General features: G+C 60.4%; 22 protein-coding genes and 1 pseudogene. 13 read left to right on the top strand and 10 right to left on the bottom strand.

From position 1 onward, the window contains the following. Window positions 1–188: hypothetical protein (locus GOB87_RS16815; RefSeq protein ID WP_242006279.1), on the top strand; the 188-nt coding region annotated here is incomplete at its 5' end. Window positions 189–192: 4 nt separating this feature from the next. On the opposite strand, the pseudogene GOB87_RS17150 reads toward GOB87_RS16815, so the two are convergent. The 4 genes and pseudogenes from GOB87_RS17150 to fzlA form a co-directional block, all read right to left on the bottom strand. Beyond that, a pseudogene (locus GOB87_RS17150) lies at window positions 193–318 on the bottom strand (DUF1796 family putative cysteine peptidase); the annotation flags it as partial. A 15-nt stretch (window positions 319–333) separates the two neighbouring features. Further along, complete coding sequence (locus tag GOB87_RS09355; RefSeq protein WP_166315678.1) at window positions 334–1260, bottom strand: glycosyltransferase family 2 protein; 927 nt, start codon at window positions 1258–1260, stop codon at window positions 334–336. 122 nt (window positions 1261–1382) lie between these two features. Next, complete coding sequence (locus GOB87_RS09360; protein WP_166315681.1) at window positions 1383–3479, bottom strand: hypothetical protein; 2097 nt, start codon at window positions 3477–3479, stop codon at window positions 1383–1385. A gap of 415 nt (window positions 3480–3894) precedes the next feature. Beyond that, window positions 3895–4563: an FtsZ-binding protein FzlA gene (gene fzlA / locus GOB87_RS09365; protein WP_166315684.1), complete on the bottom strand. Its 669-nt coding sequence runs from the start codon at window positions 4561–4563 to the stop codon at window positions 3895–3897. A 206-nt stretch (window positions 4564–4769) separates the two neighbouring features. On the opposite strand from fzlA, the gene minC reads away from it, so the two are divergent. The 3 genes from minC (at window position 4770) to minE (ending at window position 6712) form a co-directional block, all read left to right on the top strand. Continuing rightward, window positions 4770–5486, top strand: a complete 717-nt coding sequence (minC, locus tag GOB87_RS09370) for a septum site-determining protein MinC (protein WP_264805240.1) — start codon at window positions 4770–4772, stop codon at window positions 5484–5486. 111 nt (window positions 5487–5597) lie between these two features. Beyond that, entirely contained in the window at window positions 5598–6413 is an 816-nt protein-coding gene (gene minD / locus GOB87_RS09375) for a septum site-determining protein MinD (protein ID WP_166315690.1), read from the top strand. Then, window positions 6410–6712, top strand: coding sequence for a cell division topological specificity factor MinE (minE, locus tag GOB87_RS09380; protein WP_166315693.1), 303 nt, complete (start codon window positions 6410–6412; stop codon window positions 6710–6712). The genes minD and minE overlap by 4 nt, the downstream gene beginning before the upstream one ends. Before the next feature lie 142 nt (window positions 6713–6854). Here the strand turns inward: minE and GOB87_RS09385 are convergent, their stop codons facing one another. Continuing rightward, window positions 6855–8351 carry a malate:quinone oxidoreductase gene (locus tag GOB87_RS09385; RefSeq protein ID WP_166315696.1) on the bottom strand — a complete coding sequence of 499 codons (1497 nt, stop codon included), beginning with the start codon at window positions 8349–8351 and terminating at the stop codon, window positions 6855–6857. A 108-nt stretch (window positions 8352–8459) separates the two neighbouring features. Between GOB87_RS09385 and GOB87_RS09390 the strand changes: the two genes are divergently transcribed. After that, on the top strand, window positions 8460–8651 hold the full coding sequence (locus GOB87_RS09390) for a hypothetical protein (RefSeq protein ID WP_166315699.1): 192 nt from the start codon (window positions 8460–8462) through the stop codon (window positions 8649–8651). Beyond that, complete coding sequence (locus GOB87_RS09395) at window positions 8648–9079, top strand: OsmC family protein (protein ID WP_166315702.1); 432 nt, start codon at window positions 8648–8650, stop codon at window positions 9077–9079. Before GOB87_RS09390 ends, GOB87_RS09395 begins: the two co-directional genes overlap by 4 nt. 81 nt (window positions 9080–9160) lie before the next feature. Here the strand turns inward: GOB87_RS09395 and GOB87_RS09400 are convergent, their stop codons facing one another. Continuing rightward, entirely contained in the window at window positions 9161–9745 is a 585-nt protein-coding gene (locus GOB87_RS09400; protein ID WP_264805237.1) for a DedA family protein, read from the bottom strand. A gap of 476 nt (window positions 9746–10221) precedes the next feature. Here GOB87_RS09400 and GOB87_RS09405 point away from each other — a divergent pair, with 476 nt between their 5' ends. The 6 genes from GOB87_RS09405 to gabT all read left to right on the top strand — a co-directional run bounded on the left by GOB87_RS09405 (window position 10222) and on the right by gabT (window position 16213). Beyond that, window positions 10222–10542, top strand: coding sequence for a hypothetical protein (locus GOB87_RS09405; protein WP_166315705.1), 321 nt, complete (start codon window positions 10222–10224; stop codon window positions 10540–10542). 335 nt (window positions 10543–10877) lie between these two features. Then, window positions 10878–11903, top strand: coding sequence for an ABC transporter ATP-binding protein (locus GOB87_RS09410; protein ID WP_264805235.1), 1026 nt, complete (start codon window positions 10878–10880; stop codon window positions 11901–11903). A gap of 38 nt (window positions 11904–11941) precedes the next feature. Continuing rightward, a complete protein-coding gene (locus GOB87_RS09415; protein WP_166315708.1) occupies window positions 11942–13072 on the top strand; it encodes an ABC transporter substrate-binding protein in 1131 nt (376 codons plus the stop codon). Between the two features lie 2 nt (window positions 13073–13074). Further along, complete coding sequence (locus GOB87_RS09420) at window positions 13075–13923, top strand: ABC transporter permease (protein ID WP_166315711.1); 849 nt, start codon at window positions 13075–13077, stop codon at window positions 13921–13923. After that, window positions 13920–14708 carry an ABC transporter permease gene (locus tag GOB87_RS09425; protein ID WP_166315714.1) on the top strand — a complete coding sequence of 263 codons (789 nt, stop codon included), beginning with the start codon at window positions 13920–13922 and terminating at the stop codon, window positions 14706–14708. The genes GOB87_RS09420 and GOB87_RS09425 overlap by 4 nt, the downstream gene beginning before the upstream one ends. A gap of 224 nt (window positions 14709–14932) precedes the next feature. Then, window positions 14933–16213 (top strand): 4-aminobutyrate--2-oxoglutarate transaminase, encoded by a 1281-nt coding sequence (gene gabT / locus GOB87_RS09430; RefSeq protein ID WP_166315717.1) that lies wholly within the window; start codon window positions 14933–14935, stop codon window positions 16211–16213. A 98-nt stretch (window positions 16214–16311) separates the two neighbouring features. Here gabT and GOB87_RS09435 read toward each other — a convergent pair whose 3' ends face one another. The 4 genes from GOB87_RS09435 to accD form a co-directional block, all read right to left on the bottom strand. Then, window positions 16312–18396: a hypothetical protein gene (locus GOB87_RS09435; protein WP_166315720.1), complete on the bottom strand. Its 2085-nt coding sequence runs from the start codon at window positions 18394–18396 to the stop codon at window positions 16312–16314. A 307-nt stretch (window positions 18397–18703) separates the two neighbouring features. Then, window positions 18704–19816 (bottom strand): hypothetical protein, encoded by a 1113-nt coding sequence (locus GOB87_RS09440; protein ID WP_166315723.1) that lies wholly within the window; start codon window positions 19814–19816, stop codon window positions 18704–18706. A 78-nt stretch (window positions 19817–19894) separates the two neighbouring features. Beyond that, window positions 19895–21229 (bottom strand): bifunctional folylpolyglutamate synthase/dihydrofolate synthase, encoded by a 1335-nt coding sequence (locus GOB87_RS09445; protein ID WP_166315726.1) that lies wholly within the window; start codon window positions 21227–21229, stop codon window positions 19895–19897. 63 nt (window positions 21230–21292) lie between these two features. Continuing rightward, window positions 21293–22216, bottom strand: a complete 924-nt coding sequence (gene accD, locus GOB87_RS09450; protein WP_166315825.1) for an acetyl-CoA carboxylase, carboxyltransferase subunit beta — start codon at window positions 22214–22216, stop codon at window positions 21293–21295. 581 nt (window positions 22217–22797) lie between these two features. Here accD and GOB87_RS09455 point away from each other — a divergent pair. Next, window positions 22798–24843 carry an NAD(+) synthase gene (locus GOB87_RS09455; RefSeq protein WP_166315729.1) on the top strand — a complete coding sequence of 682 codons (2046 nt, stop codon included), beginning with the start codon at window positions 22798–22800 and terminating at the stop codon, window positions 24841–24843. The last annotated feature ends 3 nt before the right edge of the window (window positions 24844–24846 follow it).

A 24846-nucleotide genomic window follows, 5' to 3' on the forward strand; every position in this document is an offset into this window, starting at 1 on the left:
TCAACATCAAAGAAACCAGGCTGCTTCATCTTCCACCATCCCCAATCAACGCCGAAGAAATGGAATCACACAGAACAGCTCAGAGCCAAGGGTTTTTCGAACCCTCCACCTTTTGGGGTGATCACAGTTTATATAATTTTTCCTCTGCAAAAAATCTGAAAAATTGTCAGAAATGCAGTGTTGAATGATTTCAGGTGTAGAAAAGACCCAGTCAAATGGACCGGAAAAGCGCCGTAAGCCCGCATCTTGAATCATCTGAGCCGTAAAGCAGAATGACCCCAAACTAACGACATAACATATTTTATTTTCGTTATTCATGTTCGGGTGCCAAAATTAATCTATGCTTCCTTGTATGTGTTGAACAAGAATTTGCCGAAGTATATCGTGGCCATGCTGCTGAATAAGGCTATGATAATAGCGCCAATGGGATCCCAGATTTGGGTCAACTTTTCCTGCTTCGAGCCCTTTCACGCCTTCTTCCAACTTTCTTTGTAACTGTTCTGTAGTGCGAATAGGAAAATGCAACATTGTAAAACCAGCTTCGATCATGCTTTTAACACGACCTTCTGCAGGGCCGCCGCCCGCTATGTAGTGGTTTCCCGCCTCAGGATAAAATCCACCGCTCAATCGAAGTGCGATTTTGGTGACGTGCGTTTTCATTGTTTGGAACACCGCCATTGTGGTGGTTGACAGTGTCTCTGCAAATTGTGTGATCTCTTGAGTGTTTCGGTCAAACAATGCGGCCTGCGCCCAGTTAAATACAAGAACCTGAATGTTTTCGTCTCGAAGCGTTGCATTCATGGCTTCTACAGCAATGGCACCATCTTTTACACAACATGTGATAAATTCGTCGGCATCTAGAAAAAATACCCAGTCAAGTGCATGTGCCTGAATGGTTGTATATGTCCGAATGAAGTCCATTATGGCCTTCATTTTGACTTCCTGTACATGCCCAGGTTCATAATCCGTGAGGTAGCAGACGTGAGCTTCGGGAAAATGTCTGCGAAATGCAAAGATATATTCCGCCGTGCGGTCGGTGCTGTTGTTGTCTAGGATAAAGAAATGCCGAAAACCCAGTCGATAATGGTGCTCTAGATTTAACCGGATGGTGTCTTCCGAGTTTTTCACCAGCATCACAAAGGCAGCGTTCGCCAATTCGGAGACATGGACATGATCATTGATCTGCCAGTTTTCGCTCATTCGCAGGCTGTCGAAACAGGTAATTTCTCTCTGAACGAACTGCGGTGAAAGCTCTGCCATAATCGATGTTTCCGTATTTTATCCCAGCACGAGGAACCCGATATACCGTTTTGGGCTATAATCCTACCGTCAGCTTGTCCTCTGGGATAGATCTCGACGCTCCGACCTTATGTGTGCAGCGCTTATTTTCTTAAAGGACCACTACTGGATAACCATTGGCGCTCTGTGGTGCACCAGACGAGACTTCCTGTGCCATGACCCACGGTCTCTCCATTGTTGCGAATATCTGGAACGAAAGCGATCTCTCCCGGCTCACAGGGCGTGGGAAGGTTTTCTGCGTGGATGGCTGCCAAGCGTATGGGGTTTTGGTGCATCTGGCCGCCGCCGGTTTCGGCGCGTAGCTTGATTGGAGTGTAGATAATGCCCCGCCAGGCTGCTCCAGAAAAATGTGTGATGGCAAGGATATCGGGAGGGACGGCAGCATTGTAGCCGCTGCCGGGGTCTGTAATGCGGATAGAGCGAATACCGTAAAGTGGTTCCACAACAGGTTCTACGCTTGGTGGCCCGTTTCCTCCAGAGATCCAGGAGAGAGTGAGGACGGTACGTTTCATGCCTTCTGGCGTGATGGCGTCCGGCAAGACGGAGCAGTTTCCGGGATGTGTAACGGTGAAAAGTGTGCCGTCATATCGCACTGTGGGGTGGGTCGTGCAGCGTCCACCTGTCAGAGCGAAGGTCATGCCAACTGTCACGCCATCTGGGGCATTACTGTGATCGGTCGCATTCATGGCGATCCCGCCCTGAAGGGCGCGAAGACTGTAGGACGCCACTTCCGCTCTGGCAGGGGTTCCTCCCTGGGGTGGACGACCGATGGAGAGCGTGACAGGTGCGTTGAAACGTCCCGGCTCTTCAATGATGATGTCGCTGATACCCGAAGTGGCGTTTTCGAGAATGGGTGTATTGACGCTGGTAGCGCCGATCTGGCCGTCTTTATCAATGGTTGCTGTGCGAGTGGCTGCGGCTGTTACGCCCGCGGATATGACGCCAGATGTTGCTGTGTCGGGTGCGGTTTGCATGGTGATGAATTGATTGCCGAAAATGCGCCCCTTTGAATCGATCCCGCTATCGGGCATGGGCTGCTGGTTGGAATACAGTCCGTCATGATGGGCGATGCACCAGTCAAGAATGGTTGCATCGCATTGGGCCATGGTATGCCAATCTCCCGCTGGGTCCAGAGCGTAGGATGTGGGGACGTGTCCCGGGCCAGGGGCAATATTATCGATATGGAGGCCGAGCGTGTTGCCATTGAGCGCATTGCCGGCGAAGGCTCCCCACCAGCCGGAATTGTTGGCAATTTCTGCTTCCAGGCCCGCCCAGGGAATATGTTGTCCCGGCTCGATCTGATCGGTGCCGTGATATTCCCATAGGAACCCGCGTCGGACGAATTTATTGACGTGTTGTTTCACTTCCGCGCCGACCATGCCGCAGCCCCATCCGCTGCCATCGTTGAGGCAGTTTGCGTTATCTTGGGCGATAAGCAGGGCCTGGCCCTGAATATCCGGTAATGAGCGCTGGTAGAGTTCCTGTGTGATGTTGACGGTGGTGGGCATTTTATTATGTCCGCTCGCCAGAAAGGAGACCTGGGAAAAAGCGGGAGCGTTGCCGTCGCTGCTGTCAATGGAGGCGGAACCGTAAATGAAACGGACGTTGGGCGCCAACTCAAACGAGGTTCCATTGCGGGTATAGACGGTTTTTGAGAGGTAATAGACGCCGCCGGGAACGAAAATGCGGGCATTGTTGCCGCCGTGTTCCAGATCATTCCACCATGCAGCTTCCTCAAAAGCGCGGTAATCATCTTGTTGCCAGAAGCCGATTGGTTGTCCGGCGTGGGCATTGGTCATCCAGTTGCGGGAGAACCAGATGGGGCTGCTTTGCCAAGTCAGATGAAGCGGAGTGCCTGAGGGGATCAGTGTGGAGACGGGTTGATCCGTGTAGAGCGTTTTCCCGCTTACGGAGATGATATGCGTTCCTGAGGGTAGGCCGGGGGCGGAGATCGAAGCTCCTGATGGGATAATGGCTGGGGCGTTGACGATCAGGGCGGTCGCCATACCGTGAGACGGAGCGATGGGCGACTGCTCTGCGTCTGGTAGGGTTTCAGTGGCAGTGAAGAGAGTAATCACCTGTTGCTCGGGGGGAGAAATGCCGCTGATTATTGTGTCGGGTGGCAGACCGTCTGTGATGACGTGCATTCCGGGACGCAAATGGGAGTCTGTCGGGACCATCGCGGAATGCTCCCCGATGTTTGGGGGATTCAGGAGGACGGAGTCCCATGCTCCACCAATAATGCCGCCTGCAGCATAGTCCCGCACTTCGGGCTTGTCAGCTGTGCGCTGCGGCAGAGAAATGGGAAAGGTTTCTCCCGGGAGAGCCGCCCTGACTGGTGGGAGTGGATCTGCGTGAAGGTTAGGTGCGGCAAGAAGTAGGCCGATGGTAGCAAGGAGAAGGCGTTTCATGGGAAGACTTTTGCATACAGTAACGGGATTTCAATGACGCTAAAAGGAAATGTTCCGCGTTTCACTCAAGATAAATTTAGTTTGCCTGTAAAGCTGACGCCTTGCGTCTGATCTTATTTTCTTGCTGAAGTACATTGGATATTTTGTGGTCGCATTCGAGTAATTGTTGCAAGGATATGGCTTTTCAAAAATCCAGATTGGCATACCAGGCTGGAGGCGTAAGCCCGGGCACCCGGTCATTCAGCAACGGACGGAAGCACGGGCGCGACTTTACGCGGGCGTACCAGTCACGGGCCGTCGGTGATTTGCTCCAGTCGATATCGCCAATAAAGTCGAGGCAGGAAAGATGGGCCGCAGCGGCGAAATCGGCCAGCGACAACGCGCCTCCTGCCAGCCACGTCCGTGATTCCGCCAGTTGTCCGATATAGTCCAGATGCGGATAAATGTTGGCATAGCCCTCGCGCAGCGCCGTTCCATCCGGATTGCCGCGCGCACCGAGGCGTTTGAACACCTTTTCCCCGAGTAATTTGCGGGTTACGTCGCGGGCAAAACGGTTGTCGAACCACGCGACCAGTCGCCGGACTTCCACCCGTTCCGCCAGTGTGCGGCCAAGAAGGCACGGGTCAGGATAAGCTTCTTCCAGATACTCGCAGATCACCGAAGAATCCGGCACGACAAGCCCATTGTCTTCCACAAGCACCGGTACTTCCTGCGCAGGATTCAGGCGGGCGAACTCGGGGCGCTGCTCCCACACCCGCTCTGTCAGCGGCTCAAAGGGAAGGCGCTTTTCACCCAGCATCAGCCGGACTTTCCGGCAATAGGGTGACAGGGGGAAATGATGTAGGATGCGCATGAGGCCCGATTTAGGCGATCCGCGCCGCGCGCGCCAGTATCGGGATGCTTGCGTGCGCGTGAATGTTCGTCAATGTTGCAGAAAATACGGCCCCCACTCGCCTCGACAGTGAAGGGGCGGCGGTGTAGCTACCATGTAAACCTATCCGGCGAGCGCGTGGTGGCGTGCCATCCCGTCTTCAGATTCTAGAGAACGAGCTTTCCATCGTGACCCTTTCCACCGCTTCCGCAGAAACGACGGGACTGCCTCGCATTCGTGCCGGCGGCCGTTCCTTTCTCGCTCTTGTGCTTACGCCGGAAGCGCCTCTGGAAACGTGGCTGGCGGCACTGGATCATCAGATCGCCCGTTCAGCCGGTTTCTTTTCCGGTAAACCCATCATCCTTGATCTGACGCTTCTGCCGCTGGACACGCCCGGCCTGTCCGATCTGCTCCCGGCTCTGGGCGAACGCGCGATCCGTGTGATCGGAATTGAAGGCGCCGATCGCGATGAAGCTGTCTTCGCGGGATGGGACTGGCCGGAAGGGCTGACGGGCGGTCGCTCGACACCGGAAGAAGATGTTCCCGATGACGAACTGGAGCCATCGTCTCTGCCGCCGGGCGCGCTGATCGTGGATGAACCGGTACGCTCAGGACAGCATATTGTCTGGGCGGAAGGAGATGTGATCGTGCTCGGATCCGTCGCCTCGGGCGCGGAGGTCTCGGCCGGAGGCTCGATCCATGTCTATGGAGCGCTGAGAGGACGGGCCATTGCCGGGATTGTCGGACGTCCGGACGCTCGGATTTTTGCCCGCGTGATGGAAGCGGAACTGCTGGCCATTGACGGTTTCTACGCGATTGCCGAGGAAATGCCCGCCGAGCTTCTCGGGAAACCGGCGCAGGCTGTGCTGGAAGACGAAGTTCTTACACTTCGACCGCTTTCCTGACACTTTTCTGGCATTTCTTCACTTTTGGTTTCCGGGTTTGTGAGCCCATACTGACCATATACCGCAGTGCCCATGAGGTGCCGTGGGACAGACAATAAGGACAAGGAATTCATGGCGCAGGTTCTCGTCGTCACATCCGGCAAGGGCGGCGTTGGCAAGACCACCACCACCGCGGCTCTCGGCGCGGCGCTTGCCAAGACGGGCAAGTCCGTCGTCGTCGTCGATTTCGACGTCGGGCTGCGGAATCTCGATCTGGTGATGGGAGCTGAACGTCGGGTCGTCTTCGACCTGGTCAATGTCATTCAGGGGGACGCCAAGCTTCCGCAGGCGCTCATCAAGGACAAGCGGCTGGACAATCTCTCGCTCCTGCCGGCCTCCCAGACACGCGACAAGGACGCGCTGACGGCGGAAGGTGTCGCCAAGGTGATGGCGGAACTGAGAGAGAAGTTCGACTGGGTGGTGTGCGACAGCCCGGCCGGTATCGAGCGCGGGGCACAGTTGGCCATGTATCACGCCGATCAGGCCGTGATCGTGACCAACCCGGAAGTCTCCTCGGTGCGCGACAGTGACCGCATCATCGGTATGCTCGACAGCACGACCGAAAAGGCCAAAGCCGGTGAGAAGGTGAAGAAGAGCCTGCTTCTGACCCGCTACGACCCGGCGCGCGCCGCGCGGGGAGAGATGCTGAGCGTGGACGATGTGCTGGAAATCCTGTCCATTCCGCTGATCGGCATCATCCCGGAGAGCCAGGATGTGCTGCGGGCTTCCAATCTCGGTGCGCCCGTCACGCTTGCCGCGCCGGAGAGCGCACCGGCCCGCGCCTATTTCGAGGCGGCGCGCCGTCTGTCCGGCGAGAAAGTGGACATCACCATTCCGACCGAGAAGAAGGGCCTGTTTGACTGGCTCTTCAAGCGGGGGGCGGCATGAGCGGATTTTTCTCAAGCTTTTTCAGTCGCAAGTCTTCGGCTCCGGTCGCGCGCGATCGGTTGCAGATCCTTCTGGCCCATGAGCGGGCCAGTCTGGGGGAGGGAAAATCCGACCTTCTCGTTCAGCTCCAGAAAGAGATCATGGAGGTCATTCGCAAGCATGTGTCCGTCGATCAGGACAAAGTGCAGGTGAAACTGGACCGGGGCGCAAGCTGCTCAATGCTGGAAATCGACATTGAGGTGCCGGGTCTGGAAAACGGCGATAAAAACAAGCTGAGCGATCATAAGAAAAGCGCCTGACGCACTTCCCGTCTTTGATCTCGGCATAAAAAGGGCGCTCTCCATTAGAGCGCCCTTTTTGTATGAGAACAGCGTAATGATGTGCCTTTGGTGGGCAAGGGCGACGGAACCCTTGCCATGACCGCCTGAGGGCAAGTTGGTGTCAGTCTTCCAGTTGCAGAGCCTCTGTCGTGCTCTTGCGCAGCTGTTCGCACAGAGCCGGATTGTCTGAGAGTTTCTGTCCGAATGACGGCACCATTTCCTTGAGTCGGGCCTCCCACGCGGGAAGTTGCGCTTTAAAGCAGCGCTGGATGATCGTCAGCATAATGGGGGCGGCCGTAGAAGCACCGGGGGAGGCGCCAAGCAGGGCCGCAACCGAGCCATCGGCCGAGTTGATGACCTCCGTGCCGAACTGCAGCACGCCACCCTTCTTGGCATCGGCCTTGATGACCTGCACGCGCTGACCGGCGACAATCAGTTCCCAATCCTCATCGCGCGCATCAGGAATAAACTCGCGCAGGGCCTTCATGCGGTCGCCCTGACTCTGAAGCACCTGCTGGATGAGGTATTTCGTCAGCGGCCAGTTATCGCGGGCGACAGCGAGAATGGCGCCGATATTATTGCCCTTGATCGATCGAGGCAGGTCGAACAGCGAGCCTTTCTTGAGGAAACGCGTGGAGAACCCGGCATATGGGCCGAACAGCAGCGAGGATTCGCCGTCGATCATGCGGGTATCGAGATGCGGGACGGACATCGGCGGGGCACCTACGGACGCCTTGCCATAGACCTTGGCACGGTGGGCGGCGATGACCTGAGGATTCTTGCAGCGCAGGAACTGGCCGCTAACCGGGAAACCGCCCACGCCACGGGATTCGGGGATGCCGGTCTTCTGGAGCAGCGGCAGCGCCGCGCCGCCTGCGCCGATGAAGATGAATCGTGCGCTCACGGTTCGGCTCTGGCCCGTATGGAGTGCTTTCACGCGGACATTCCAGCGACCGTTCTCGCCGCGTTTGATGTCCTCGACCTCATGACCCGTGTGAAGAGCCACGCCGGGCTTTGCGGACAGCGCCCGGAACAGCAGGCGCGAAAGGGCGCCGAAGTTCACATCCGTGCCGGACGCGATCCACGTCGCGGCCAGCTTCTCGCCGGGTGCGCGGTCTTTCATGACCAGCGGCATCCACTGGCGAAGCTGCTCGGGGTCTTCGGAGTAGCGCATGCCGGAAAACAGCGGATGGTCCTTGAGCGCTTCATAGCGACGGCGGAGGAAATCGACGTTCTTGTCGCCCCACACAAAACTCATATGCGGGATGGGCGTAATGAATTCGCGGGGGTTGGGGATCTGGTTGCTGCGCACGAGGAAAGACCAGAACTGACGCGAAATCTGGAACTGTTCGTTGACGTTGAGCGCTTTGCTGATGTCGATCGCGCCATCCGCGCGCTCGGGCGTGTAGTTCAGTTCACACAGCGCGGAGTGACCGGTGCCAGCGTTGTTCCACGCATTCGAGCTTTCCAGCGCGACGTCATCGAGCCGCTCGAAGATGTCGATCGTCCAGTCGGGCTGCAGGGTCTGGAGGAATGTTCCCAGAGTGGCGCTCATCACGCCACCACCAATCAGAAGGACATCCGTGGAACTGCGGATTTCAGTCGTTGCAGCACTCATGAAACTCTCCGGGAAGATGGGATCCGACACGACATAGAAGCGCTTTCCACACACTGGAAGGATGCGGGAAAACGCACACTGGAAAACAGGCGCGGCAGGAGAGCCGTCATGCTCTCCCCGCGTGATGGGCCGGACCAATACATGACAGATGGTATGCACGCGATTTCGTTTCAGCGCGACATCATCTCTTTGCGACTGACATGGCTGGCAGCACGAAACCGCCTTCCCGTCCGCCGCGTTGCACGTGAAGGTTCCTGCCTCGTCCGAGAGGCGACACACCATCGAAAGGACAGTCCATGACCATCCAGAAATTCGGCACGGCGCATTGGGAAGGCCCGATCAAGGAAGGCAAGGGCCTGATTTCGACCGAAAGCGGGGCGTTGAAAGACCAGCCCTACGGCTTCAACACCCGTTTTGAAGGCAAGCCCGGCTCCAACCCAGAGGAACTCCTCGGTGCGGCGCATGCGGCCTGTTTCACGATGGCGCTCTCCCTCATTCTTGGGGACGCGGGCTTCACGCCCACGGCGCTCGATACGAAAGCGACGGTGTCGCTCGATAAGCAGGAGGGAGGGTTTGCCATTACAGCCGTCCATCTGGTTCTCACCGGCACCGTGCCGGGAGCCAGTCAGGAGAAATTCGTGGAACTGGCTGAAAAGGCGAAGGCCAATTGCCCGGTGTCGAAGCTGTTCAAAACCGAAATCACGCTGACGGCTGAGTTGAAGGGCTAAGAGTCGCCTGAACCCAGCATCGACCGGGAATAATTATCGGAAAGCCCTCGTTGCGAGCGGCTTTCCGCCCGTTGCGGGATACTATTCCGCTGCCTGTGGGAGTGATTTTGCCTCTGTCAGGGCCTGCTGGGTCAATCGCTTCTCGTTTTTCTTGAGAAACATGCCAGTGCCAAGCAGGCAGACGGCTGTCAGCACTCCGATCGCAATTCCAGTAGGGCCGGACACCTGCGAGATCTTGCGGCCCAGCAGATAGGTGCCGAGCGCCCAGCCGCCGGCCCAGACCGTGCCGCCCATCGCGTTGAAGAGCATGAAGCGCTCCCAACGCATGTCGCACGCACCCGCCAGAATGGCGACGAACACGCGGACAACCGAGACGAAACGTCCCAGAAAGACGATGGCGCTTCCGTGATGGCGGAACAGATATTGCCCGAGGATGAGGCGTTCTGACGTGAGGCCAACGCGCGCGCCGTATTTTTCCAGCAGGGGAAGTCCGAAATGCCGCCCGATCAGGTAGCCGAAATTATCGCCAATGATGGCGCCCGCAATGGCGGCCAGCGCTACGCCTTCGATCGCCAGATGGTGGGTCTTGAGACAGTAGAGTGAGGCCGTGATGATGCAGGTCTCGGCTGGTACGGGAATGCCCATGCTCTCCATGAGAACCAGCACGGTGACAATGCCATAGCCGTAATGGTGAAGCAGGCTGTCCAGATGATGAAGCAGGGGGAAACATCCTTGCGAGGGGAAGAAATCCCCACATGCCGACAGATGCGCCTTTGGGGGAAGGGGGGCTGTCGCATGTCTGCCTTCCCTGTGATGTCAGAGAGCGGCGGAGTGGACGGCATCGGCTGATGGGGGAAAGCCGATGCCGTCCGTAGATCCCGAGGGTGACGAAGTGAAGTGGACGGTTGGACACGGACGACACCTGAGGGACAAGAATCATGGTATTGCGAACAATTATTATTTGCAAGAAAAAAGAGGCCGTGTTTCGTCATTCAGATGACCCATGGGATGGGAATTGTCGAAAATTCATGACCGTCAGGCTTCTCAAGGGGTGGTGCTGTGCCCCAATCGGGGGTCTTCTGAAGCGCCGTCATGCCAGAATGGGACGTGGCGGTTTGAATGTTCACATGAGGAAAACCGACATGCGTGACATCACTGACTGCGAACTCGATCAGGTCTCTGGCGGCAAGGGTTTCTTTGCCGATCTGTCCAGTGCGCTCACAAAGGCCAGCAATGCGGTGGCATCGGCCGACAGCAGCCTGCTCAAGACAGCCGCCACGGCACAGACCGATCTGGCGTCCCACCCGCAGGCCGCCAAGGCCGCAGCGACCCTGTTCGGGGACGCCTCCACGGTTCTGACATCCGTGGAAAAGGGGCTCTCTAGCCTCGCAACGCTTGCTGCGAACACCAGCGTTTCGGTGACGACGGGCTCCAATAGCGCTTCCGTTACCGTCACGGTCTGAGGATACGGGCTGGCCAAAGGCTCTTTGAGGGGACCGTCTGGCCAGCCTACCCACTTATTCGCGTACCGGTGTGAGTGGCCCACGCTGCCACTCCATCGGTCATTAACCCTCTTTTTTCATTACATTTCATATATCGCGCACGGTCTGCCGGTCAGGGGAGTTGACCGGGAGAAGATTGCTCCGCCAATATTGTTTCGATAATGAAACTGGCATGGTCCCATGCAGGACCGGGAAACGGAGCAAGATGTCCTCGTCCACCTTGATCGGCGCCTTCCTTCCTCTCTTCACAGGTGAACAGGGAACGACGTGTTGGGGCCGTGTACAAGGAGCCGCCTGTGCAGGATAAGGCGCCTGAGATTGTCCCTGCTGTCAGCCTGCACAATCTGACGAAATCCTACGGACACGGAAAACCGGTTCTCAAAGGGATCGACCTTGAAATCTGGCCGGGCGAATTTTTCACCCTGCTGGGGCCATCGGGTTCAGGCAAGACGACCACGCTGCGTCTTATTGGAGGTTTCGAGTTTCCCGATGCGGGTGAGATCAGCCTGTGCGGGGAGGATGTGTCGCGTCTGCCGCCCTATCGGCGGGATGTGAACACGATGTTTCAGGACTACGCGCTGTTCCCCCATATGAGCCTGCGCGACAACGTGGCCTATGGCATAAAAATTCGTCGTGTGCCCGAACCGAAACGACGCGAACGGGCCACGCAGGCGCTGGAGATGGTGCATCTGGAAGGGGTGGCCGATCGGCGTCCCTCGCAGCTCTCGGGTGGCCAGAGGCAGCGTGTGGCGTTGGCGCGCGCGCTGGTGAACGAACCCTCCCTCATTCTGCTCGATGAACCTCTCGGCGCGCTCGACCTCAAGCTCCGCCGCGAAATGCAGGTCGAACTCAAGCGCATCCAGAAGCAGACGGGCATCACGTTTGTGTATGTCACGCACGATCAGGAAGAAGCGCTGAGCATGAGCGACCGGATCGCCGTGTTTTCAGAGGGGCGGCTTGAGCAGGTGGGAACGCCGCAGGAACTGTACGAACATCCGGCGAGCACCTTTGTCGCCTGCTTCATCGGCTCCTCGAACATCCTGACGGAGGCCGGTCAGGACATCCTGCTGCGTCCCGAGGATGTGCGCGTGGAGGCACAGGGCTATGTGCCGTCGCCCGATGAGGCGGTCATGCCGGGAACGGTCACGGAAATCGCCTATCTCGGGCCGGTCACGCGATGCCGGGTAAGGGGAGCCTCGGAGGACGACAGCATTCTGGCCATCCTGCCGTCCCGTCTGGCGCGCGGGCTGCGTGAAGGTGAGCCTGTGGCGGCTGTGTGGTTTCGCGCGGCGGCCTATCGTCTCCCGGCCTCCGCTGCATGAAAAACGTATTTTCTCTTCCTTTGAAAGGGACGATGACCATGAAGGCTTTCACCGCATTTCTTCTCGCGACCGGCTGTTCGGTCGTCTCCCTCGCGGCGCAGGCCGCCGATCTGCCGGGCGCCATCGGCAAAGGAGAAGGGGATCTGAACGTCGTGGCATGGGAAGGCTATGCCGATGACGTTTGGGTCAAACCGTTCGAGCAGAGCACCGGCTGCAAGGTGCACCGCAAATATGTCGGGTCATCCGATGAGATGGTGGCTCTCACCCGGATGGGGGGCGGCAAGGGGTTCGATGTCGTGTCCGCATCCGGTGACGCGGCGCTGCGCCTGATTTTCGGACACAATGTGCAGCCGGTGAACATGAGCCTGATCCCGGCCTATGCCGACCTGATGCCCGAACTCAAAGAACCGGGTTTCAACACCGTAAAGGGTGTGCATTACGGCGTTTCCTATGAATGGGGGCCGAATGTTCTCATGTGGAACACGAAGTTCCTCACACAGGCGCCCAAAAGCTGGGCGGTGATCTACGACAAGACGTATGCCGGTATGATTACGGTGCCGGACAACCCGATCCAGATCGCGGATGCGGCGCTTTATCTTTCCCATGCCAAACCGGAACTCGGCATTATCGATCCCTACGAACTGACACAGGCGCAGATGGACGCGGCGGTGGCGCTGTTGAAGGAACAGCATTCGCTGGTGCGCAAATATTGGGCGCTGGCCTCTGACGAGATTGATCTGTTCAAGAGCGGGGACGCGCATGTCGGCGCCGCGTGGCCCTATCAGGCCAATACGCTGCGAGCGGCCGGTGTGCCCGTGCAGGACAGCGTCCCCGATGAAGGGGCGACGGGCTGGGCGGATAGCTGGATGATCAGCGCTCATGCCGAGCACCCGAACTGCGCCTATCTGTGGATCAATCACGTGCTGACGCCCAAAGTTCAGGCCCAGCAGGCGCTTTCCTTTGGCGAGACGCCCGCCAACACGAAAGCCTGTGCCGAGATGGACGCGCAGCAGGCGGGTTCGTGCAAGCAGTATCATGCCGATGCGTCTTCAGATTATTTCGCAAGCATCCATTTTTGGAAGACGCCTGTGAAAGACTGCGGAAACGGCAAGAAAGAGTGTCTGGACTACGGGGCGTGGCAGCGTGCATGGCAGCAGGTCAAGCAGTGAGCATGGGCCTGCGCCGTTATGCGGGCAATCTGGCCCTTCTGGTCCCTCCGTTTGGCTGGCTGACGGTTTTCTATCTCGGTAGCCTGTTCATCCTGCTGCTGTCGGCTTTCTGGCAGGTCGATTCCATGACGGGCGAGATCGTCCATGACTGGACGCTGGACAACTTCCGCGTCCTGTTCTCGGATGTGACGTATCGCATCGTGGCGCAGCGGACGATCGGGATTGCCGTGCTGGTCACGTTGACCGACATCGTTCTGGCATGGCCGCTGGCGTGGGTGATCGCCCGCAAGGTCGGCCCGCGGCTGAAACTGTTGCTGCTGGTTCTGGTGGCGCTTCCTTTGTGGTCGAGCATGCTGGCGCGCATTTATGCGTGGCGTCTGATCCTTGGGCATGACGGCGTGCTGAACTGGTTTCTGCATGAGGCCGGTCTGCCCGGGCAATCCATCGCTTTCACAAACGTGGCCTTGTGGCTGGTGTTTTCCTATCTCTGGCTGCCGTTCATGGTCATGCCGCTGATCGCAGCGCTTGAGCGTATTCCGGCTTCGCTGCTTGATGCGGCAGGTGATATGGGGGCCACGCCCTCGCAGGTGTTGCGGACCGTCATCCTGCCTCTGGCCGTGCCGGGCATGGCGGCGGGGTCTATCTTCACTTTTGCCGTGACGCTGGGAGATTATGTCACCCCCATGCTCGTGGGCGGTGCCGGATCGGATTTCGTGGGCAACGTGGTCTATTCCAATGTGGGGGTTTCGGGAAATGTGCCGTTTGCTGCGGCTTTTTCTCTCCTTCTCCTCGTGGTGGTCGCGGGTTACATGCTGGTGGCCCGACGGTTCGGAGCGTTTGACGGCACATGAACGGGTCTTTGCGAAACATCGCGGTCTGGACGGCGGCGCTGGCTGTTCTGGCCTTCCTTCTGCTCCCCCTGTGTGTGGTGCTGATCTATGCCTTCGATGCGGCGTCCGTGCAGGTATGGCCCATTCGCGGTCTTTCGCTGAAATGGTTCGTCTCCACCTGGGCGGATGAGGAAGTGCGCAGCGCGCTGCTGATTTCGGTCGAGGTGGCGGGATTGGCCACGTTGCTGGCGTCCGTGCTCGGCACGCTGGCGGCTCTGGGCATGAACGGTCTGTCGTCGCGCATCGTGCAGGCCGGGTCGTTCTTTCTTACGCTGCCCATCGCAATGCCGGGTGTCCTCACCGGCATTGCGATGAACAGTTTTTTCACCACCTGCGGGTTGCCGTTCAATCTCGTGACACTGGTGATCGCTCACACCACGTTCTGCACGGTCGTGGTTTACAGCAACGTCATGGCTCGGCTCCGTCGTCTGTCGCCCACATTGCTCGAAGCCGCGCAGGACATGGGAGCCACGCCGTTTCAGGGGTTTCTCACCGTCACGCTCCCGCTTCTGGGTGGGGCGATCATGTCGGGCATGCTGCTGGCCTTTGCCCTGTCCTTTGACGAGGTGATCGTCTCCACCTTCACGGCTGGCAGCGAGACGACTCTGCCGCTGTGGATCTTTGGCGCGATCCGGCTGGGGCAGCATATGCCGGAGGTGAACGTGGTGGTCTTTGCCGTCATGGCGGTGACACTCGTGCCTGTCGTAATGGGGCAGAAATTGGCAGCGTCGGCCTCTCGGGAATAGGCCCCATTGGGCTATCTTGGTGCTGATTCGTATCGGTTCATGTCGGAAATGTTCTTATTCACGTCGTGCGACTGGAAGCAAAACGCCGAACGGCTTATGGGGAAGCACGACGCGCACGGCATGTCCCGGTCGTGTCGAGGTGTGGTGTTCCGTTCGTCCGGTTCCTGCGCGGTGTTCCACCCGGCAGGGGCGGGCATGCGGTTTATGGGAATGGGAATAAGAACGTGAGTACAGGCAAGAGCAACGCAGCCCTCGCCGCCCGTCGTGCGGCAGCGGTTCCTGTGGGTGTCGGTTCGGCCACCAGCATCTATGCAGATCGTGCACAAGGCGCTGAACTGTGGGACGTCGAAGGCCGTCGCATCGTGGATTTCGCTGCAGGCATTGCGGTGGTCAATGTCGGGCATCGTCACCCGCGCATTATCGCGGCTGTGGAAGCGCAGCTTGGCCGCTTCAGCCACACCGGTTTTCAGGTGGCGCCCTATGAGAGCTACATCGAACTGGCTGAGCGCCTGAACGCGCTCGCTCCCATCGATGGTCCCGCCAAAAGCATCTTCTTCACGACCGGCGCGGAAGCGACCGAGAACGCCGTGAAGATCGCACGCGCCGCCACCGGTCGTTCGGGCGTGATCGCCTTCACCGGCGGTTTCCATGGTCGCACGCTGCTGGCTTCCGCCATGACCGGCAAGGTGAATCCCTACAAGACGCAGTTCGGCACCATGCCGGGCGATATCTTCCATGCGCCGTTCCCCGCACGTGGCATTTCGGTGGCCGACAGCCTGCGCACGCTGGATCTGATGTTTGCCGCCGATGTCGATCCGTCGCGCGTGGCGGCCATCATTATCGAGCCGATTCAGGGTGAGGGCGGTTTCCGCGTGGTGCCTGAAGAACTGCTCAAGGGCCTGCGTGAGCGGTGCACCAAGCACGGCATCCTGCTGATCGCCGACGAAGTGCAGACGGGCTTTGCGCGTACGGGCAAGCTGTTCGGCATCCAGCATTCCAGCGTCAAGCCGGATCTCATCTCGGTGGCCAAGGCGCTGGGCGGCGGTTTCCCGTTGTCGGGCGTGGTTGGACGTGCGGAGATCATGGACGCGGTGCGTCCGGGCGGTCTGGGCGGCACCTATGGTGGTTCGCCGTTGGCCTGTGCGGCTGGTCTGGCCGTGCTGGACGTCATTGAGTCCGAAAAACTGTGTGAGCGCGCCGAGCATATTGGACACGTCATCAGCGAACGTGTCGCGGGTTGGAGCGAGCGTTCCGATCTGATCCCGGTCGGCAAGGCGCATGGTCGTGGCGCGATGGTCGGTTTCGACGTGCTCAAGGCGCGTGGAACGGACGAGGTCGAGGCCGGTGGCGCGAGCAAGGTCTGCGCGGCGGCGGTCAAGGCGGGTGTGATCGTGCTGTCCTGTGGCGTGCTGGGCGAGACGGTGCGTCTTCTGCCGCCGCTGACCATCAGCGATGCAGTGCTCAACGAAGGCCTCGACTTGCTTGAGAAAGCTCTCAAGGCCTGAATGACGGACTAAACGGGCGGGGGCCAGTGCCCCGTCCGATGCCAAAAAGGGCGTCCTTTCCCAGTGGGAGGACGCCCTTTTTCGTGATGGAAGACGGCTTAGTAAAATGTGCAGATGCGTTGGCGTCCGGAGCCGAGAGCCGCGAGAATCGCGCCGCTGACGATGGAGGCGAAGACAGCGTGTCCTTCAGCCGTGAGCCGCTTTCCGTCCGTGGTCGTGTAAAGACCGGGATTGGCGCGCAGCAGGAGCGAAAGTCGCGCGCCCACGTCGATGGCGACCACTTTCTCATCGTCGGGGTAGGCCAGTTGATAGGCAGACAGAGCGCTATTGAACACCTGCGCCCAGCTTGAGCCATAGGCGGATGCGTCATGGAAGGCGAACGGCATGATGGGAAAAAGCCATGCATCCGGGGCTGCGGCCCGGTGTGCGACAAGACTGTGCGTCATGGCGGCCGTGGCGTCGGACGTGCTGGCGCTGGCGGCGGCGTCGTTGGCCAGAAGATTGAAGGCCACCCAACTCGGGGCGGTCCCGGCATCGCCGTAGGAGCTGAGCATTCCATCACTGTCGAGTGCCGAGATGCCGGCATCGATCCGGTTCCAGCGACTCAGACTGTCGTTGTAGGCGCCCCCCATACCGTTGGATGAGCCGGCGACAACATGGAAAGCCGGTACGTCTTTCGTGCTGTCACCGGGCGTAAGATAGCCCGAATCGGCGCTTGCCGAGATGCAGGTGTCGTAACCCGCGTTGTCCATCGCCCGCAGGACGAGATAAGGCCACGCGCACAGCACATTGTCCGCGCCGTCATCGGCGGCGATGCCCTCAGCCAGATCATCGCCCACGATCTTGCCCCATGAGCGCGATATGGAGGCGCGGGCGAGCGATGAGGCCGCGTCCAGCGTCATGCCGCTGACACTCAGACAGTTGGCGCCGCCGTTCCAGCGGCTGCTGTCCGGTGTGCGGGTGAGAAACACTTCCAGAGTGTTGACCTGCCCGGCCGTGATTCCGCTCAGCGTGATATCGCCCTGTGCCGAAAGATTCGTCATGGCGGTGCCGTTGAGAAACATCGTGACATAGGCCCCCGTTCCGCTCGGGCCGAGGTGAAGCGTGGCCGTGGGGGTGGCGGAGGCGAGCCAGACGACCTTGAGCCATGCGCCGACATTCCACGTCCGTCGCCATCCTGAACCGCGGCGGCCCGCATCGCCCGACCAGTTGCCGGGAGAGAAGAGAAAGGACTCGCAATCGACCGGTAGCGCTGTGGACGCTGCGCCGCTCAGCGCCGTCAGGGTGAAAGACGCGGGATCGGTCAGGGTTGCGCTGTTGCTGACGCTCATCAGTCCGTTCCCGGCGGCTGATGCTGTGAATGTGAAGGTTACGGGCGCTGTGGAACCGGCGGCGAAGGTGAGACGGCTGGGAGAAAACGTCCCGGCCAGTGTGCAATCGGGCGTGAGGGTGATGGCGCTGGCATGTGCAGCCCCGGTGCCGGGTGTGAGAGTGTAGGTCGCAGGCGTGCCCACCAGCACCGAGCGCGGGCCGCTGATGCCATAGGCCGTGTAGATGGGGGCGGAGGCGTTGGACGTTACGAACAGGTCGGATGGATTCGACAGGCCGCCCGTGTTGGTCACGCTCACAGTGCCCGCGCCGGACTCGGAGGGGATGAAGGTAAAGGTGGCCGCAGCGGTGGACCCGGCGGGAATGGTGACACTTGTGGGGGAGAACGTGCCGGACAGCGTGCAACTGGGCGTGATGGTCACGGCCGAGGCCAGCGCCGTGCCGCTGCCGGGTGTCACGGCATAGGTGGCGGGTGTTCCGACCACCAGGCTGGTGGGGCCGGTGAGTGTGAACGTGGTGAATGCTGTCGAGAGCGCGATGGCGAACACCGAGATGCCGTTGGGGTCGGTCAGGCCGCCGGAATTCGTCGTTGCAAGCGTGCCGCTTCCCGCAGTTGTGGGCGTGAAGGTGAAGGCGACACTGGAGGTCGAGCCCGCCGCCAGCACCACGGAAGACGGGGCAAATGTGCCCGCCAAGGTGCAGGCTGGCGTGACGGTCACGGCGGATGTCAGGGTGGTCCCGCTCGGTGGCGTGAGCGTGTAGGTTGCCTTGGCGCCCACCGAGAGCGAGGTCGGCCCGGTGAGTTGATAAGGGGACAGGAGTGCCGCGCTCGTGCCTGCGGAGGTCTCGGTCATGTCGGTGCGCTCTGCATTGGTGGTCAGGAACGGGAAGCCGATCGCGTCTGCCGGGAGCAGGGCACGAAGGATAAGGTGGAAAACCGCCTTTTCCCGTTGGGATGTAGCGACATGAGGCGAATTCGGGTCGAGAGGATGTTCACGGCTGTCTTTCGCGATCTGTCAGGCTGTGAACGTGCAATAACCGTCCCCGGACAGGGCCGCATCCTCTGGAAATCAAGGCCATGGTTCGAAAGGGAAACGTGGTGTTTAGAGGCTCTGTTGTGTCTTTTCGGGGAAAATAGTCATTGAAAAGAACGGATCGTCCTCAGAAGGCGTAAGCGATACCTGCATGCAGCGTCATGCCATTTGTCCAACTGCTGGGTTCGTAGAGGGAGTAGCCGCCATGCTGCGCGACGGACTGGCTGCGCCCGAAGGAATAGTAGGAATACTGCACGCCGCTGATGAAATGGAGGGAACGGGAGAGCCGGTAATCGAAGTCCAGTGCGGCGATCCATTCCGGGCGCGGACGCAGGCGGAACGTGCCTTTGACACCAGCGGCGTCCATGTGCGAACCCAGCCGTTCATCCCAGCACAGCCGCCCGCGCACCACGAAGGCATCCGTTACGGCGTAATCGAGATGAACGACAATGCCGGCAACGAAACCGGCGTAATCTTCAGAACTGGACGACACGCCCTGAGAGCCTTTGACATTGCGCCCCCATGACCAATAGCCCCCCATGATGGCAGGGGTGATCATGAAGCGGTCCGTCACCATCAGCCCTTTGCCGAGTTCGATGCGGGCGTCGATCGTCTCGCGATTGGAGGAGTTGCGGTAAGGCAAGGTCTGCCATCCGTTGCTGGCGGAGCCGTGATAGCCCACATTGCCGTCGCTGAAGGCGACATGCCCGGCCAGAAGGATGTGCTGCACCTCGTAGAGATCGAACATGGTCGAGGCGTCGAACTGAAATCCGGGCGCCCAGCCGGTTTCCCGGTCATAGCCGGTCTCAGGCCCTTCCCACAGCGGCTTTTCCTTGTAATTGGTCCATGACCCCGTCGCAGACAGACCAATCTCGCGATTGACCTGCACGACGGCCAATTCGCCTCGGGCTTTCGAATGGTAAGGAGTCGGGCGCCACTCATCCGGCGCATGGTTCTTGCGACGGCGCGGGACACGGGACAGGGAATCGTCCTCCTCGAAGCGGCGGACGGGCATTTGCGGCAGCACGTCGTTGGACGTGTCCGTGGAAGATGTGGCGACCTCGTCAGGATCCATGCCCAGTGTCATGAGCATGCGTGCAAGCGTGCGGTGGCGGATCTCCGCGTTGCGGCGGGAATCGAGATAGGTGCCAGTGTGCGTGGGAGCGAACTGTGCATGAGCCCGCCCGTTGGCGGTCAGGGCCGAGAGGAACAGTCCCGTACACAGGAGAAACTTGCGCAAGAACGCCTCATCCACAAGAGAAACGGTATGTCCGTTTCTCCTAAGGAGTGGCGGTTAATGCAGCCTTACCAATCCGGCTCAAAGCGCGGTCCATCCGTCTTTTTTCAATACGACGCCCGCCAGATAGAGGCTGCCGCAGATCAACACGCGCGCGGGAGTTCCCGCGCGGGGAAGGGCTGCCAGCGCCGTTGCGATATCGGGGCCGGGACGGGCGATGCCGCCTGATGATTCCACAATGACATCTACGGAGAGCGCCAGATGCTGTTCCGGCTCCGCCACGGCCCATACGGAGGTGGTATGCGAGAGAATCGGACGCAGAAACCCCGAAGCGTCCTTCGTCTGCTTCATGCCCACCAGCACATGCAGCGGGCGGTCCGACCAGCGTTCCAGCACCGGCACCAGCGCTTCCCCCGCACCGGGATTGTGGCCGCCGTCGAGCCATAGTTCCCACCCTTCGGGAAGTGTCTGTGCCAGCGCGCCATGCAGTTTCTGAAGACGTGCGGGCCATTGGGCATGAGCGATTCCTGCCCACGCTTTTGGCGGCAGGGGCAGACCGCTGGCGCGCAGGGTGGCGACGGCCAGACCGGCATTGTCGTCCTGATGCGGGCCGGTCAGGGCAGGACACGGGAGAGACAGCGCGCCCTGTGCGTCGGAGAAGGTCAGAGCGCTTCCATCTTCCGTGCGGGCAAGCTGCCAGTCACGGTCGCGCAGCCACAACGGGGCGTCTTTTGTGGCCGCTTCGGCTTCCAGCACGTCCCGCACTGCGTCAGGCTGGCGTCCGGTGATCACCGGAACGCCCGGCTTGATGATCCCGGCTTTCTCACCTGCAATGGCGGTAAGGGTGGAGCCAAGGAACGCCTCGTGATCGAGCGAAATGGCGGTGATGGCGCAGGCGGCGGGATGGGGCAGGACGTTGGTGGCGTCGTGTCGTCCCCCAAGCCCCACCTCAATGATGGCGAGATCCGCCGGATGGCGCGAAAACAGCAGGAAGCCCGCGGCCGTCAGTACCTCGAACACCGTGATGGGTTCTCCGGCATTGATGCGCTCGATCTCCTCCAGAACGCTGACAAGCTCGTCCTCGCTCACGAGCTTTCCGGCCACGCGGAAACGCTCGGTCACATCCACCAGATGCGGGGACGTCATGACATGAACGCGCCAGCCTGCCGCTTCCCCGATGGCGCGGAGATTGGCGCAGGTGCTGCCTTTGCCGTTGGTGCCCGCGACATGGATGACCGGCGGCAGCGCCAGTTCGGGATGGCCGAGCTTGGCCAGCAGAGCCTCAAGGCGCCCGAGTGAGAGATCGATCAGTGCGGGATAGAGTCGGTTCAGCCGTTCCAGAACGGAGCCGGTGCGGCCAGTGAACTCGGCACCCAGAGCAGGCGTGGAGGGAGGGGCGGGCGGTGTGTCGGTCATGCTCGGCTCTGCTGCAAGACTCCCGGTGTAAAGGCCGGGAGTGTGCCCGCGCGGGTGGGGGTGTCAGGTCGTGGGGAGAACCGTATCGCCCGGTCCGGGTTCTTCCGGGTCCGGGAGTGTGTTGGTGAACACATCGCCCGCTGGCGCGTCCGTCAGCAGACCGATCACACGGCCCAGTGTCTCGCGCAGATTTTTGCGCTCCACCACCATGTCGAGCATGCCGTGCTCCAGCAGATACTCGGAGCGCTGGAAACCCTCTGGGAGCTTCTCACGCACCGTGTCCTCAATCACGCGCGGCCCGGCAAAGCCGATCAGGGCTTTCGGCTCGGCGATCTGCACGTCGCCCAGCATGGCGAACGAGGCTGAGACGCCGCCCGTGGTGGGGTCCGTCAGCACCACGATATAAGGCAGGCCAGCGTCTTTCAGCATCTGCACGCCCACTGTCGTGCGCGGCATCTGCATCAGGCTGATGACGCCTTCCTGCATGCGCGCACCGCCCGAGGCCGTGAAGATAACCAGCGGGGCGCGTTGAAGGATGGCCAGACGCACGGCGGCGATAAAGGCTTCGCCCAGACCCGACCCCATCGTGCCCGCCATGAACTCATAGGCCATGACGGCCACGACGGCCGGATAGCCCGTGATCTTACCGTGAGCGACGGCGAGCGAGTCGTCCAGTCCGGTCTTGGCGCGGGCGTCCCGCAGACGGTCGGTGTAGCGTTTCTGGTCGCGGAAGCCGAGCGGGTCGGCGGCCACTTTCGGCAGTTCGATGCGCGTGTAGCTGCCCGGATCGAACGTCCAGTCGAAACGCTGGGTGACGGGCACCTTCATGTGGAAGCCGCAATGCGGACACACATTGAGGGTGCGCTCCAGTTCCTTGACCAGCACCATCTGGTGACAGGAAGGGCAGTTGGTCCACAGATTGTCGGGGACCTCGCGCTTGAGCAGTCCCCGGATCTTCGGCCGGACATATTCGGTCAGCCAGCTCATGCTGAACTCCGTCACACAAGAAACAGGAACGACCAGCCGCTCCGCACCACCGGCCGCAGGGCTGCCCATAAGGGGCACTGCATAGCTTCCCCGTGACGGGCTGCCAAGTACAGGGCGTTTTCCTCCACACTCTCCATCGGTGCACGAGAGAGGTCATGCGTGTTGTTTTGCTCTCACTGAACCGTGGCGATCACAGGACAGGGAGATGCGGTGGTGACACCGCGATTCCACGCTTTGGTCAACCGTCATGCCCGATCTAATGGATGGCAACGAACGATTCCTTGTGCAGAGGAAATGCTGGATCTGACGGCGTTTCGTATGAATGTGGGCCGTTGCCCGTAAACCGAACCATCGGTGCGTAAGGTCGCGGACGTACCGCGTTTATCCTTTTAATGACACGCCGATTATGGACATCGACAGCCGCTTGCCGATGGAAGACGTCCTGCGGCAACCTCTGACTGCGTTGGAACAGGTGCTGGCGGCTTATCCGTGCACATGCATGGTCGGACAGGACGGTTTGCCGGAGACTCCCCGCGCGGTAGGGTAAGCGCCTGCGCCTCACGAAAAGCGATGGATGCCCCATGCAGGATTTTCATTCTCTCTACCGGCACGGCTTCGCACGTGTGGCGGCCTGCACGCTGCCCGTGGGGCTGGCCGATCCGCGCCTGAACGCCGCGCGCACCATCGAGTGCGCCCGCGCCTGCTCCGAGAAAGGGGCGGTGCTGGCCGTGTTCCCCGAACTGGGTCTGTCGGGCTACGCCATCGACGATCTGCGGCAGCAGGATGTGCTGCTCGACGCGGTGCAGGACGCCATCATCGAACTTATGGCCGCCACAAGCACGATGCAGCCGATGGTGGTGGCAGGCGCGCCGTTGCCGCACCGGGGACGCCTCTACAACTGCGCCGTCGTGGTGCACCGGGGCGAAGTGCTGGGTGTGGTGCCGAAATCCTATCTCCCCAATTACCGCGAGTTCTATGAGGCGCGGCAGTTCTCTCCCGGCGCGGGAATCACGGGCGAGACGATTCGTGTGGCGGGCGTGGAGGTGCCCTTCGGGACCGATCTTCTGTTCGAAGCCGACGACATTCCCGGTTTCTGCGTGGGCATCGAGATTTGCGAGGATATGTGGGTGCCAAGCCCCCCCAGCACGCAGGCGGCGCTGGCAGGAGCGACGGTGCTGGCCAATCTGTCTGCCAGCGACATCACCGTGGGTAAGGCGGACGAGCGCGACATGCTCTGCCGTTCCCAATCCGCGCGCAGCCACGCGGCCTATCTCTATGCTGCGGCAGGAGAGGGCGAATCTACGACCGATGTGGCGTGGGATGGGCAGGTGTCCATCTTCGAGAATGGTCGTCTGCTCGATGCGAGCGACCGCTTCCCCGCCGGCCCCCGGCATGTCATCGCGGATGTGGATCTCGATCTGCTGCGTCAGGAACGGATGCGGATGACCTCGTTCGGGCAGAACGGAGATGCGGTACAGGGCCAGTCGTGGCGGCGGATCGTCCGCAGCTTCGCGCCTCCCTCCGATGACCTTGGGCTGCTGCGCGTGCTTCAGCGCTTTCCCTTCGTTCCGGACGATCAGACCCGGCTTGCGCAGGATTGTTACGAAGCCTGCACCATTCAGGTCTCCGCCCTTCGCCAGCGTATGGCAGCGACGGGCGCACGCAAAATGATCATTGGCGTGTCAGGCGGTCTCGATTCGACGCATGCTCTGTTGATCTGCGCGCGTGTGGCTGACGAGCTGGGGTTGGGGCGCGATGCCGTTCTGGCCTTCACTATGCCGGGATTCGGCACCAGCGAGGGCACGCGCGCCAACGCTCACGCGCTGATGCAGGCGCTGGGCACCACGCCCGCCGAGATCGACATCCGCCCGGCTGCCGAGTTGATGCTGCGCGAGATGGGGCACCCATATGCTGAGGGGGAGCCGGTCTATGACGTCACGTTCGAGAACGTGCAGGCAGGGCTGCGCACGGATTTCCTGTTCCGTCTGGCCAATCAGCGAGGCGGTCTGGTCATCGGCACGGGCGATCTTTCGGAACTGGCGCTGGGGTGGTGCACCTATGGCGTGGGCGACCAGATGGCGCACTACAACGTCAATTCCGGTCTTCCCAAAACCCTGATCCAGCATCTGATCCGCTGGCTGATGGCGTCCGGCCAGTTCAGCCCGCAGACCACCGACATCCTGCGCGACATCCTTGCCACCGAAATCTCGCCCGAACTCGTGCCGGCGGATGCGAGCGGCGCCGTGCAGAGCACGCAGGCCACCATAGGGCCGTATGCGCTGCATGACTTCACGCTCTTTCACGTGCTGCGCTATGGCTTCCGCCCCTCGAAAATAGCCTTTCTGGCCGAACATGCGTGGAGCGACGCCGGCATGGGGAATTGGCCGCCCAACTTCCCCGAAGATGAGCGGGTGTCGTATTCTTTGCCTGAAATCCGGCATTGGCTGGGCGTGTTCCTGCAACGTTTTTTCACGGTCAGCCAGTTCAAGCGCTCGGCCATGCCCAATGGGCCGAAAGTGCTGGCGGGTGGCGCGCTGTCGCCGCGAGGAGATTGGCGCGCGCCATCGGATGGCAATGCGCGGGCATGGCTGGAGGAACTGGAGAAGAACGTGCCGCAGGAGACCTGAAGA

Source organism: Acetobacter estunensis, from assembly GCF_011516945.1.
GTDB classification, from domain to species: domain Bacteria; phylum Pseudomonadota; class Alphaproteobacteria; order Acetobacterales; family Acetobacteraceae; genus Acetobacter; species Acetobacter estunensis.